The following is a 12,605-nucleotide window of genomic DNA, read 5'->3' as shown; positions in this document are numbered from 1 at the left end:
GGGCGTCAGGGCAGGAGTTGATAGACGACATAGGCATCGCCAGACTGGAATGCCGGCGCAAGGGGCAAACGGGGATCGTCGGGCAGGTACGCGGCTGCGTTCTCGGCCGGCACGGGCCCCGCACTGTACCACCGAATACCGGCCTTCCGGAGCGCCTCAAGGCGCTCGGTCGGCGGCAGGGCGCGCAGGCGCAGCCACTCGTCAGCCCGTCCACGCACGGCGGCCGAGCTGCGGGAGTGCAGGTTGAAGCCCACCCAGTAGGGCGTACATGCAGCAAGGGCCGGGAGCTGGAAACGCGGGTCCGCATCCGCGGCCTGGCACACGTCCCCGGGCTGGGCATGCTGTCGGATGAAGGCGGCCGCTTCGGCCAGCCCCTGGGGCACTGCCGGCCGACCGTCGATCTTCTCGGGGCCACGCTGCACCTGCGGCCCCAGCATGATTCCCGCCATACAGGCCACAGCCAGGGCAAGGGCAGCCAGCACTCCGCCCGAACGCCCGCTCCGCCCCACCCCTGCAGGCAGCAGGAAGGGGGCTGTGCTCATCCACCACATGGGCAGCACCCACACCAGCGGGCGGTGCTGCAGTTCTTCGGGCGTCCCCGCCCCACCCCGTGTGTCGGGGTCCAGGCCCAAGGCGTAGAGCAGATACCCTCCCAGCACCAGCAGCATCCACCAGCGCACGGCCCGCGGCGCCCGGGGCCAGGCGAGCACACCGACCAGCATGCCGCCCAGCGTTCCGGCCAGAATGACCACTGGCGCCCAAGCGGTTGCCTGCAGCGTCTCCAGCCAGCCCCTATCTTGAAGATGCAGCAAGGCGGGCCAGTACTCGCGCCAGCCACCGCCCCCCAGATGAATGAGCGGCAGGCCGGGCAAAGGCAGCCACAACAGGATCGACAAGGCAATGACGGTGAAGACCGTTAGCCAAACCAGACGCTGGCGGGCGGGCGCGGGCTGATTGCCTGCCCACCAGAAAATGAGCAAGGGCCCCGCCAGCAGGACGATCTGCGCCTTGAACAGCATGGCCGCCGCCAGTGCCAGCAGGAGAACAAGAAGCGTCCGGACACGCGCGGCAGCATCGGACGCCATACAACGGCCCGACAACCAGCTCGCCAGCAACAGGGCCGCCGCCGCACCATACAGGCTCCCCGGCGAGATCATCTGCAGCCAGTGCCAGCCCAGAAAGTGCTGCCCCGAGCCAAGCCCCGATGCATCGGGCCAGAACAGGGTCAGAGGCAGGATCACCGCCAGCCAGGGCTGCCCCGGCCTAAGGCGGCACACCCACTCGGATGCCGCAGCCAGCAGAAGAAACATGCCCAGCGGCCACCACAACAGCAGCACGCCATCCAGCCCCCGGCCATCCGTCACCGCAGCGAGCCATGCCACGAGACCATAGCTCAGGTAGTGATAAGGCGCGGGAGGCAGGCCGACTCCCCGCAGATCATGGGGAGCATGGCGGACACTGTCAGCCAGCATGTCCACCAGCACGCCATGAAAGTACCAATCCTGCCAGATCCGCTGGGCGCCGCCTGAAGCAAGCCCGGCGGGCGCCGACCACAGACTTTCACCCCACAGGGCAAGAGGCGGCAGGGCAAGAATCAGCAGCAGAAAAAAGAGGCCAGGATGGCTTTCAGCCTGACTGGACGGACGCTCCGTTCTGACGGCAACAAGCGTCACACACCCCAGGGCCATCAACGCCGTACTTATCCAGAGCGGTACGCGCAACAGGGCAAGGACAGCCAGCAAAGCCAAGAGCGCCAGCGCCGTGAGCGCCCAGCCACCCGCCAATGTAGCCAGCCCCGCCCGACGTCCAAAGCGTACGGCCCCCAAAAGACTAAGGGCTGCCGGTAAGGCGAGCCACCAGGAGACCCCGGCTGGCAGCCCCGCCAGACCGCCCGCACCGGCACAGGCCACCCCGAAAAACAGGGCGGCCCACGGCATCACACGGCGTTCCACCGGTGAGGCAACCGACAGACCCCCAGCTCCCGACTGTCGCCAGTCACGGTGAGGTCGCAGACGATCTCGTCGAAGAGCCGATAGCCTTCCGGATCGAGGGCGTGGGCCTTGATGGTGTATTCGCCGGGAAGCAGCGATAGCGCAGGCAACTCCAGTTCGAAGCTGAATTCGCTGTCACCGACCCGGGACAGAACGGCCCCATCCATCTCCGACGACACACCGTAGATGGGCATGCCGTCCTTGCGCACGAAACCGACCAGCGCAGTGGGTGCCCGCCCGTCAGGGGAAAACAGCCGCCCCCCCACGCGCAGGCTCTCCCCTTCCGAAAGGATGATGCCCTGCGAAGCGGGACGGTCGTTCAGGGTCACGGACAAGACGGCATAGTGGCCACTCTTGATGGCAGACGCATGGTCCTGCGCCTTGGGCTGATTGCGCGCGTCATGCCAGGCCAGGTATTCCCGCGTCACCCGGTTGGCATCACCATAGCCGTGGAGACGCCCGTCGTGGATCCACGCGGCTTTCTGGCACAGTTTCTGGATGTGGAACATGCTGTGCGCACACAAGAGCAGGGTACCGCCATTGGCCAGATAGTTCTCCATCCAGGCAATGCACTTGCGCTGAAAGGACTCGTCACCCACCGCCAGCACCTCATCGGTAATGAGGATGTCGGGGCTCACCGTGGTGGCCACGGCAAAACCCAGACGCACGATCATCCCGGACGAGTAATGCTTGATCGGCTGATCCACGTGCTCGCCGATATCGGCAAAGGCCAGGATGTCATCCAGACGCTCCCGGGTCTCCTGCTCACTCAGCCCCATCAGGGCCGTAGCCAGAAAAACGTTCTGGCGCCCTGTGTACTCCGGATGAAAACCCGCGCCCAACTCAAGCAAAGCGCTGATGCGCCCTCCCAAGCGGATCTCGCCAGCGGAGGGCTTGACCACGCCAGCGATGATCTTGAGCAGGGTGGACTTACCGGCCCCGTTCACGCCGATCAAGCCCAGGGACTCCCCGCGACGCACCTCAAAGCTGATGTCGGTCAGCGCGTCATAGCGCTCTGCAAACGGCTGTCGGCGCAGCAGCGAATACAGGGTACGGATCCGCCCCGCCGCAGAGTTGGCAATGGGATAGGACTTGCCGATGCCGGCGAGGCTGATCAGGGGCGTATCGCCCGGGCTCCCGCTCATCAGATGAAATCCTCGAAATAATCCGACAGCCTGCGAAACAGCAGGACAGCCGCAAACACGGCTGCCATGCCTCCCACCACAAAGGCCATGAGACGCCCGATCGCAGACACATCACCCTGCATCAACCCGGCACGGATCGGCTCCAGCAGATGCACCAGCGGATTGAAGCCAACGATCCAGCGCACCGATTCCGGCACCTGGGTAGTCGGGTAAAGGATCGGCGTGACATAGAACATGATCATCAATGCCGGCCCCAGCATGTGGTCGATGTCCTTCAGGAACACCTGAAAAGACGATGTCACCAAGGCAATGGCCGATGCAAGCAGCAAAATTGCCAGCCATCCCATCAGCACCACCGGCAGGCCCGCAAGCTGGAAAGGCTCACCTCCCAGCATCAGCGCGCAGATGACCACCAGAAAACCCAGGAAGTGGATGAAGAAGGTGGCCCCTACCGAGGCAAAGACCAGCAACTCATGAGGAAAATGGACCTTCTTTACCAGACCCGAATTTCCGACCACCGCATGAGTTGCCCGCTGCACGCCCTCCTGAAAGGCCATCCAGGGCCACAGGGCACAGGCCACGAATGCGACAAAGCTGTGCTCTCCAAGCTCAGGAAAGCCGACCTTGAAGACCTTGCGAAAGACAAAGCCGTAGATCATCAGCAGCAGCACGGGCTGGCCCAGGGCCCACAGGCCGCCCGCAATGGTGCCGGAATACCGACCGCTGACCTCGCGCCGGACAAAGGTGAGAAACAGCCAGCGCTGCTGCCAGAGTTCAGTAAGAATATTCATTGCAGGCGACGATCGTCACACGAAGCTTACTGGCCCACAGCCCGGCGCACAGCCTCGGAATCGATCTTGATGTTGGCGGGATCGCGCAACGGATCAGCGATCTTCTTGCGCACTTCACCCCGCATCCGGTTCCGCACACTTTCGATCAACCCTTCCTTGACCTCATCGAAGGGGCGCAGCACGGCGTCCTTGCGCTCCTCGAAGCGGATGATGTGCAAACCGAACTGGGTCTCGACGAGGTCGGACAATTCACCCGGTTTCTTCATGGCAAAAGCCACGGCTTCGAACTCGGGCACCATGCTGCCCTTGGGCTTGAGACCCAGGTCACCACCCCGCTTGCCAGAACCTGGATCATCGGAATGAGCCTGAGCCAATGCCTCGAAGGACTCACCACTACGGAGCTTCTCGAGGATGGCCTCGGCCTGGCCCCTGGCGTTCTTGCTGTCACCACCACACGGGCGGATGAGGATGTGCCTCACCCTCACCTCTTCAGGCTTGGTGAATTTCTCAGGAAAAGCCTTGTATTCGTCGCGGGCAACAGCCTCAAGCTGGCTGTCGAAAATGGATTTGGCTTCAGCCTGCTCCATGTAGATTTCGTAAAGCGCGCGCTCTTCCGCCAGCTTGAGCCGGTTCCGGATATCCTGACGCGCAGCGAGACCACTTTCGCGAGCCATGTTGGCCACCTGACGACGCAGCATGATGTCGGCAGCCATGCGTTCTCCCGACGGGGAGTTCGGCTCACGCATCCGCTTGATCAGTTCAGGCGAACGCCCTGCCATATCTGCCTGAATGTCGGCAGTAGTCACGGAAACCTTGCCCTGGGTGGCAACGGTTTCATCGGCAGCAACGGCCGACTGGCTAGAGGTCAGCGCCAAGAGGGCCAAGGGAACGAGGTACAGACTCGACAACTTCAACTTGCTTTCTCCAAGGGTAAAAGCCGAAAAGACAGCATTCGTTCAACGCAGTTCAGCACAACACGAGCATGTCTGCTTTTTGCAGAAACGACAAAGGCGGGCCAGGCCCGCCTTTGTCGTTCAACACCCCCGAAGGGGTGTTTGGATACAGCTCAGCTTACCACTTCAGCGGCAGAACTTGGCCGTAGTTGGTGCCAGCAGCACCAGCGGAGGCGTTGAACACGTTGACCGCGGTGAAGCCGATCACCGGCAGAGCACCGTTGGCGCTGGTGGTGCTCAGACGAACCAGACCGTCGTTATAGGCGAAGGTGTAGTCTTGAGCGGTGATGTTGGCGCTCAGAGCACCGGTCGGGGCGGAGCCGTTGTTGATGGACACAACGGACACTTCACCGATGAGGGTCCAAGTGGCAGAGCCCTGCGGGTTCGGGGAGATCACGATGCTGCTTTGATCAACCACGGTACGCTCTTCACGGTCATAGACGGTGGGAGCGCCAACAACCACGGAGTTGGTGGCGGCAGCCAGGCTGGCGTAGGGGCCAGTGGCGCCAGCAACAGTGGCCAGGGTGCGCAGCGGGTCGGTACCAGCGCCCGGGGTGTCGGACCAGGTGTAGTAGTAGCGACGGGTCGGCTGGGACAGAACGACATCGGTAGAGGCCAGGATGGAATCATCGGTGGCGTACTCGGTGACGACGGAAGCCTTCGCCAGGATGCCTTGCAGCTCGGTCAGTTGAGCAGCAGTGCTGGCGGTGCCGTAGGGGGTGGACAGATCGGGCAGGTCGAATTCGTACATGCGCACGTTGCCGGTAGCAGTGTTGAACACACTGTCAGCGGTGGTGGTGGTGTCGAAGGCGATCAGCGGGAAGGAGGCGGTGCCGGTGGTCAGGTTGGCCTGACGGGCGTAGCGAACCGGAACAGCGACGCTCTGAACCAGGGCAGTACCGGGAATGGTGAAGGCCTTGGAGGAGGCGACGTTGATGATGGTCGCGAAGGAGGTCAGACCGGAGGTCGGAGCGCTCAGGGAAGCGGACAGGTCATTCGGCTCAGCGCCGGAACCGATCAGGGTGGCGGTGGTGCAAGGAGCCACGCCATTCACGTGCTTGGTAGCGGTGAACAGAGCGGTCTGAGCAGCGGTACCACCGGTGACGATATCGCCCATGTTGATGATCTCAACATAGCCTTCGCGAGTGCCTTGAGCCTTATTGGCGTCCAGCAGGCGAGCGGTCACGAACTGCTGATTAACGCTAACCGGCAGGGTGCAGGACTTGTCGCTGGTGGCCAGACGGGCAACGTTGCCGTCCAGGGACACAGCAGCGGTCCAGACGTCGGCCGGGGACAGGAAGACTTGGAAGTCAAAGACGTCGTCGGAGAACTGAGCGCCGCGGAAGCGGACCTTGACAGCCTTGCCATTCACTTCGTCGGTGTTGGCAATACTGATCAGGGTGGTGTTACCGTTCTGAACCGAGTAGTACGGCAGGACGTTGATGTGACCAACACCATTTTGCGCAACGGTGATCGCTGCGTTCGAAACCCCGGACAGCGCACCCAGAGTGGCCGCAACACCAACAGCAAGAAGCTTTTTCTTCATACAGAACTCCTAAATAGCAAAAAATGAACGCAACGTAATCAAGTCTTACGCTGGATGACACCATATCACAGCCAGCAATTTTTTTGAACAGCCTGCAAAGACAATTGATTGGTGTTTTGTTGCACAAAAACAACGAAATTTTACATACACATACAGCTCATTCACGACCCCGAGCAACGGCGACGATGCCTAGAATCGCTCATACCGCCACCACTCACCCTCTTCGAGTATCCAACGCTCTTCAAGATCGGTGGTGGTTTCGGGGTAACCCCGTTGCAGAGGCGCAAAACCGATACGCATGATGACGTCGCAGGTTGCGTCCTTGCACTTCACATTAACGACTTCAGCACTCTTAAGTTTAGCCGCTGGGGCCGAACGCCCCGTAAATCCGCGTACATCGACAGCCTGACGATAGCCTGGGGTTGCATAACTGTACGCCTTCTCCCATTTCCCGGTAACGATAGCCGTCCAGCGAGCCTGGGCACGCTCTCGCACCTCATCCTCCGGCGCATTCGCGCCCCCCAGGGTGGCACACCCAGACAGAAGAGCTGCACATGCGGCCGCGATCATACCCACGGAACGAAGACGCCCCACCGAGTCAAAAGTCACATTACGTTGAATAAACAGCATGTTTTTGCTCACCGTGATCACGATTACAGATTGCACCCGGACTGAAACAGCCCATCTCAACGCTTGATTCCAAGCATCGGCTTGAGGCCAAGCATCTTGGATTTAAGTTCCGCACCGACCTCACGCACATCCTGCTCGGTTCGTACAACCCGGGGGGTAATCATCACCAGAAGCTCTGTCCTGGTCTTGGACAGGGTGGTAGTCGAGAACAATACCCCGAGCACCGGAATCTCCTGGAGCCAGGGAATGCCCTGCTTGCCATCGCCCTTGTTATCGCGGATCAAACCGCCGAGCACGATGGTCTCGCCAGAGCGCACGGACACTTTGCTGGAGATCATGCGCTGCAGGAAGCTGCGCTGACCGGTAGCCGAATCGATGTTGCCGACATCCGAAATGCTCTGGTTGATCTGCATGGAGATCAGGTTGCCCGCATTCACCGACGGCGTCACCGACAGCAGTACGCCAGTATCCTTGTACTGGATGGAGGAGGTGCTCACGCCGCCGTCGGTCACCGTGGTGGACGAACGGATGGGCTGCTGATCACCCACCTGTATGGAGGCGGTCTGGTTGTCCAGCACCATCACCGAGGGCGAGGAGATGACATTCACGAGCTGCTTGTCGGCCATCGCGTTGAGCACGGCCCGCACAGCCCCCAACGGGTTGGTGACCGTGTAGGAGAAACCTTGCTGGGCGGTATTAATGGCCCCCGAAGTCGTATTGCCGAGAACGCCCGTGCCGCGCCAGCCACCGTTACCAAGCCCGCCCTCGAAATACCACTGCAAACCATACTTGGTTTCGTCGGTCAGCGTCACTTCGACGATACTGGCTTCGATCAGCACCTGATTGGGCGCGATGTCGAGCTGCCGCAGCGCCGCTTCGATGCGCCGGTAATCCCTGCGTGGAGCGTGAATCAGCAAGGCATTGTTGTTATTGTCCGCCACCACCCGGATGTCCTTGCCCAGGCTCACCTGCGTGACCGATGACGGAATCACCTGCGCAATACCCTGCCCGGTCCGGTTCGTGCCAAATGCGGAGCCGGTCGTTCCGGTCGCCCCCAGACCTGTTCCCAACCCGAGGGTGCTGCCTGTGGAGCCAAATCCGGCTGTGCTCTGCGCCGTCGTCGCCAGCCCGGGGGCGACCCCCGTCGCCGACTGCCCCGAGGTGGACGGCTGTGGCGCATAGAGACCATTGAGCAGATTGGCCAGATGCTGGGCCGAACCGTTCTGGACCGGGTAAACATACAACTGGGCCTCGCCATCCGACTCCATCGGCTTGTCGAGCCGCTCGATCCACGTCTTCGCCTGGTCAAGCATATGGGCACGGGGCGTGATGACGAGCAGCGCATTGAGACGCTCGATACCGATGATTCGGATCAGCCCTCCCAGCGGCCCCGCCATACGCACGGCCGCCGCCGAACTAGAGTCATCAGGCTTTGTAGTGGAACCGGCCGCCGCGGCAGGCTTGGCCTGGGCGCTCCCGGCAGCGGACTCTGCCCCGCCGAAGAGGGAACGCAGAGCAGTCTCCACCTCCTTGACGGAATTGTTCTCGAGGGGGAAAAGCCCTACCGACATGCCCTTGAGCATGTCCACGTCAAAGGTGGCGATGATCTCCAGCCAGCCCTCGACCTGACTGCGCGAGCCGGCCAGAACCAGCAGATTACGCAGCACATCAACTCTCACAAAGGATTCCGGCCCCGCCACCGGGCGCAGGATGTCGGCCATCTCGGCTGCACCGATGTTCTGCAAGGGGATGACAACGCTGCCGTAGCCGGCGAGATTGGAATCGGCACGCCGAGGGAGCGGAACCGCGCTCTTCATCACTTCGGCCTTGCCAATCCGGTAGCGGCCATTGGCATCAGGCACCATCACGATGCCAATGTTCTGCAGCACCGATTCAAGGATACCCAGCACCTGATCCTTGGGCACCGCACCTTGGGTGTGCAGGGTAACGTCGCCGCTCAGGGGAGGCACGATGGTGTAGTCGAGCTTGAGCAGATCCCCCATGATGAAGTGGATCACCTCGGTCACGGTAGCCTTTTCAAAGCGCAGCCCGACGCCCTTGTCGTCACTCACCACGAGGTTGCGCGCCGGCGGAAGTTTGGTCAGCTGATCATTACCCTTGACCAACATCGGCCCTGAGCGTTTGGTACGGGCTGCCTGGGCGGCAGACCCGGCAGGCCCGCCTTCGACAGCAGCCGCGACAGAGCCCTCGGCCCGGTACCCGTCGATAACCTCGGGAGCACCCACCCCGGCACGCCCCGAAGCCTCGGCCGACAGGGTCGACGCCGCCGACGGCTCGGTAGGCGCCCCCTGGGCGAGCACGCTCCCCGGGAGGGAGAGGCCCAGGACGCAGGCCCATAACAGTGATTGCAGCCGTTTCATCCGTTGAAGATCCATTCGTGTATTACTGCTCCGGCGGCCGCTTGGTGCGCGCCAGCAGGGCTGCCTTGCGGGCACGCCGCTCGGCAATCGCCTCGTCCACCGTCCGCGATTTTCCATCACTGCCAACGATACGGGGGCCGCCCGAAGCGCCTCCGCCCTCGCCCTGGGCCAATAGATCGGCGTCCCCCTGGCGAGCATGTTTCATTTCGAGGTTGCGGACATCGCCCCCCGCCCCCCGGAAGCGCGCAACCTTACCCTCCACCCCATCGAGGGTCCAGGCCCCCAGCGGCTGCCCCACCATGACCCGACGGAAGCGTCCGCCGGTCAGGGCGATCACACCGCTCTCGCCCCCCCCTTCCATGAGGCCCACCAGCCGGATGTCGGCCAGAGGATCAGGCTCCTGTTCGGCGGCCGGCTTTTCGGGTGATGGCGGTGGTGGCGGCCTTCGACTCACCCAGAAAAGCGGGCGCTCTCCGGTGCTGTTGAACTGGGAGAGATCATTCAGCAGAGGCCTCACCGACCGGACAGCCAGGGAGTCCGCCGCCGGTGCGATGACAACAGGCTCACGCCATGTGACATTCTTCGGGTCCAGATCCTCATCCAGCCACAAGGCACCCACCCCCCAGGCAAGACCGAGGTTCAGGACCAGCAGGAAGACCCACAGGCGCCCTCTCATGGCTGGATCCGCAGAGACATGACCACCAGGGTGGCCGACACCAGCTGAGGCTGCTTCGGGTCACCCCGATCAATGGCCCGCAGACTGAGGGAATCGACGAACAGGACCGGCTTCTCGCCGGTCAGGGCCGACAGGGTCATCTGCAGGCCCTGCACGTTACCCTCCAGGGTCAGCGACACCGGAACCTGATCCACGGCACCTTCATTGCGGGCAGGCAGCACCTGGCTGCTGACCACGGTCATGCCCGAGGCTTCGGCGGCTCGTCGCGCCCGCTGCTGCACATCGTTCCCGGCCTTGCCCAGTTCCTGTTCGGGCGGATAGATCCAGCGCTGCAGCAAGGCATAGGCGTCGAGCACGGTTTTCTTGAGGGGCGCATCGGCTCCCTGCAGTCCAAGCAGGCGCGCATGACGGGGTTCCAGCTCCTCGAGCGCAGCCTGGGCCTGCAGGTAACGGTCCCAGGCCTGGCTGGCGGCAACACCGATCACGCCAAGCACCAGCAATACGGTGAGGCCGACGGCAATCAGGGCCCGGTGACGGATCAGGTTCATGCCCCCTTCTCCGTGCGGTCAACCTTGAACTCGATGGTGAAATATTCCTTGGCGGAGCCCTGCACCCGGGTGGTGGCTGCGGGCGCCTTGACATCCCGATAGGCCGGCTGAGACGCCAGCAGATCCAGAAGCCGGGCCGCATTGGCGGCCTGCCCTGTGACTCGGACAGTGCTGCCCTTGAACTCAAGCGTATTGACCAGAACGTCGTCCGGCAGGAGCTTCGACAATTCGTCGAGGGTCTGGAGAGGATTGGCGTAGGCACCGACGATCTCGTCGACCTTTTCGAGGCCCGCATTGAACTTCATGAGGTCAGCGCGCAGATTGACCTGGGGCGAAGAGCTCTTGACGAGCTTCTGGTGGCGCTCCATCGCGTCCAGCACCTGCGCCCTGAGTTGCAGCAAGGGCGTCAGGGCGATGACCGCGATCAATCCGACAGCCAGCAGGGCCAGAAAAATGGTGCCCCAGCGGGCCAGACTGGCGCCGCCGTTGCCATCGGCCTCACCAAAGCCACGGATCTGGATGGGGCGCGCCCCTCCCGCCCACACCTCATGCCCCGGCGGCAGGGCGAGCTCGGACAACCCACGCAGATGCTGTTCAACAAGGCTGCGGGAAGACAGGACAGACTCAACGACGAGGGCATCACCTTCACCGGGCCGGGGAGGCGCAAAACCCCAGACCAGATCGCCCTCGGCAAATGGACTCGCCCCCCGGGCATCCAGAGCGACAGCCGCTTCGAGATCACCGCCGCTCAGCCTGGGCAGGGTCAGGCTACGCCGCAACAACAGGTCTTCGGGCAATTCAACGGCAACCCGTGCGACATGCCCCTTTGCCTTGACCGGCGTGGTCGACAGGCCCAGACGGATGGTGGAGCGCCCCTCCGCGTCGATCACCCGCACCGGGGGTTGAGGATTGAACCAGCGGAACACCGGCCAGCCAGCCGCTTCGGCCCAGCCATCCCTAAAGAAATGACCGACCTGCGCAAGATCAAGCCCGAACAGGTCGTATTGGCTCTTCTGACTGCTCATTCAGCGCAAAGCCCGGAGGGAATCGCCCGACACACCCTGGGCGCGCTCCCGGCGCAGGATGCTCCAGGGCAGGCGGGAGGACGGCGGGGGTGCGAGATCGACCACCTGGGTACGCAACAGTGCGCGCTCGCCGCCCATGGGGACGAGAGCCTTCAGGCGAAAGCGGGGAGAGGCGGATTGATCGATGAATTCCTGCATCAGACTGGTGGTGTCAACCTGGACTTGCCCTGCGTCTCGCGCTGCGGCGATCCGGCCGGCGACGGCGGCGTTCCCCTGGGCCAGCACCAGCAGAACCTCGGGCGGCGCTGCAAGCGGGTTGATGCGCGCCGAACCACCATCGACGGTGATCAAGCTTTTAATTTTATCATAGGTTTCCAGATCGACCCCGAGCACCTGGAGCAGGTCTTCCGGCGCCTCGAATGCGCCTCCACGGGTCCGGAATGGCACGCCAGCCGCGGCATATTCAGCGTTCTCAGCACCCTTGGGAAGAGGCGCGGAGTCCGGATCACGCCAGTCGATGACACGCTGGGCAAGGACCTGGGCCAGCCCCGGCTCGAGCGCCGCCCCGTGCAGGAACAAAGCCGTGAGCAGAGGCTCGGTAGCCGAGTTGAGGGCGATCAGGCCGTTGAGGGGCGTCACCATCACCTGGATCACTTCGCCGTCGAACTCCACCTCCAGCACCCGCTGACTGGAGAACGCCTTCACATCGGCCCCGACGGCGCGCAAGGTCAGCTGGATGGCCGCGTCACCGCGGGCCTCAGCGAGCGCCATGTCACGGCCGGCTGTCACGGTGCGGAGTTCGGTGCGTGCCTGAAAGACCAGCGCAGACACCAGCAGCATCGACGCGCTGACCATCCACAGCACGGCCACCAGGGCATAGCCGACCTCGCCCCGCAAATGCTTGGGGGTGCAGCGCATA

At 62.9% G+C, this 12,605-nt stretch carries 11 protein-coding genes; all 11 read right to left on the bottom strand.

Annotated features, from left to right (window positions below; all coding sequences use genetic code 11):
* Nucleotides 1-5 precede the first annotated feature (5 nt).
* Entirely contained in the window at nt 6-1,673 is a 1,668-nt protein-coding gene (locus L6Q67_RS07065; protein WP_296567375.1) for a hypothetical protein, read from the bottom strand.
* Between the two features lie 263 nt (nt 1,674-1,936).
* A complete protein-coding gene (locus L6Q67_RS07060; RefSeq protein WP_296567372.1) occupies nt 1,937-3,136 on the bottom strand; it encodes an ABC transporter ATP-binding protein in 1,200 nt (399 codons plus the stop codon).
* Nucleotides 3,136-3,927 (bottom strand): ABC transporter permease, encoded by a 792-nt coding sequence (locus tag L6Q67_RS07055; protein WP_296567369.1) that lies wholly within the window; start codon nt 3,925-3,927, stop codon nt 3,136-3,138. Before L6Q67_RS07055 ends, L6Q67_RS07060 begins: the two co-directional genes overlap by 1 nt.
* Before the next feature lie 26 nt (nt 3,928-3,953).
* Nucleotides 3,954-4,841 (bottom strand): peptidylprolyl isomerase, encoded by an 888-nt coding sequence (locus L6Q67_RS07050; RefSeq protein WP_296567366.1) that lies wholly within the window; start codon nt 4,839-4,841, stop codon nt 3,954-3,956.
* Between the two features lie 157 nt (nt 4,842-4,998).
* The gene (locus L6Q67_RS07045) at nt 4,999-6,426 is read right to left on the bottom strand and encodes a hypothetical protein (protein WP_296567362.1); all 1,428 of its coding nucleotides are present in this window, start codon (nt 6,424-6,426) and stop codon (nt 4,999-5,001) included.
* 189 nt (nt 6,427-6,615) lie between these two features.
* Nucleotides 6,616-7,077, bottom strand: a complete 462-nt coding sequence (locus L6Q67_RS07040) for a hypothetical protein (RefSeq protein ID WP_296567360.1) — start codon at nt 7,075-7,077, stop codon at nt 6,616-6,618.
* A gap of 35 nt (nt 7,078-7,112) precedes the next feature.
* Complete coding sequence (gene gspD / locus L6Q67_RS07035) at nt 7,113-9,437, bottom strand: type II secretion system secretin GspD (RefSeq protein ID WP_296567357.1); 2,325 nt, start codon at nt 9,435-9,437, stop codon at nt 7,113-7,115.
* Nucleotides 9,438-9,459: 22 nt separating this feature from the next.
* The gene (locus L6Q67_RS07030) at nt 9,460-10,113 is read right to left on the bottom strand and encodes a hypothetical protein (protein WP_296567355.1); all 654 of its coding nucleotides are present in this window, start codon (nt 10,111-10,113) and stop codon (nt 9,460-9,462) included.
* Nucleotides 10,110-10,661: a type II secretion system protein GspM gene (gene gspM, locus L6Q67_RS07025; protein ID WP_296567352.1), complete on the bottom strand. Its 552-nt coding sequence runs from the start codon at nt 10,659-10,661 to the stop codon at nt 10,110-10,112. The genes L6Q67_RS07030 and gspM overlap by 4 nt, the downstream gene beginning before the upstream one ends.
* On the bottom strand, nt 10,658-11,686 hold the full coding sequence (locus L6Q67_RS07020) for a PilN domain-containing protein (RefSeq protein ID WP_296567348.1): 1,029 nt from the start codon (nt 11,684-11,686) through the stop codon (nt 10,658-10,660). Before L6Q67_RS07020 ends, gspM begins: the two co-directional genes overlap by 4 nt.
* Nucleotides 11,687-12,604 carry a general secretion pathway protein GspK gene (locus tag L6Q67_RS07015; RefSeq protein ID WP_296567346.1) on the bottom strand — a complete coding sequence of 306 codons (918 nt, stop codon included), beginning with the start codon at nt 12,602-12,604 and terminating at the stop codon, nt 11,687-11,689.
* Nucleotide 12,605: the final 1 nt, after the last annotated feature.

Source organism: Zoogloea sp. (assembly GCF_023150065.1).
Taxonomy (GTDB): domain Bacteria; phylum Pseudomonadota; class Gammaproteobacteria; order Burkholderiales; family Rhodocyclaceae; genus Zoogloea.
The sequence above is the reverse complement of the archived record's forward strand: the minus strand, read 5'-3'. Positions and strand labels throughout refer to the sequence as shown.

Coding starts and splice junctions, on each gene's coding strand:
- L6Q67_RS07060 (WP_296567372.1), bottom strand. CDS start 3,136: ATGAGCGGGAGCCCGGGCGATACGCCCCTGATCAGCCTCGCCGGCATC.
- L6Q67_RS07055 (WP_296567369.1), bottom strand. CDS start 3,927: ATGAATATTCTTACTGAACTCTGGCAGCAGCGCTGGCTGTTTCTCACC.
- L6Q67_RS07045 (WP_296567362.1), bottom strand. CDS start 6,426: ATGAAGAAAAAGCTTCTTGCTGTTGGTGTTGCGGCCACTCTGGGTGCG.
- gspD (WP_296567357.1), bottom strand. CDS start 9,437: ATGAAACGGCTGCAATCACTGTTATGGGCCTGCGTCCTGGGCCTCTCC.
- L6Q67_RS07030 (WP_296567355.1), bottom strand. CDS start 10,113: ATGAGAGGGCGCCTGTGGGTCTTCCTGCTGGTCCTGAACCTCGGTCTT.
- gspM (WP_296567352.1), bottom strand. CDS start 10,661: ATGAACCTGATCCGTCACCGGGCCCTGATTGCCGTCGGCCTCACCGTA.
- L6Q67_RS07020 (WP_296567348.1), bottom strand. CDS start 11,686: ATGAGCAGTCAGAAGAGCCAATACGACCTGTTCGGGCTTGATCTTGCG.
- L6Q67_RS07015 (WP_296567346.1), bottom strand. CDS start 12,604: ATGCGCTGCACCCCCAAGCATTTGCGGGGCGAGGTCGGCTATGCCCTG.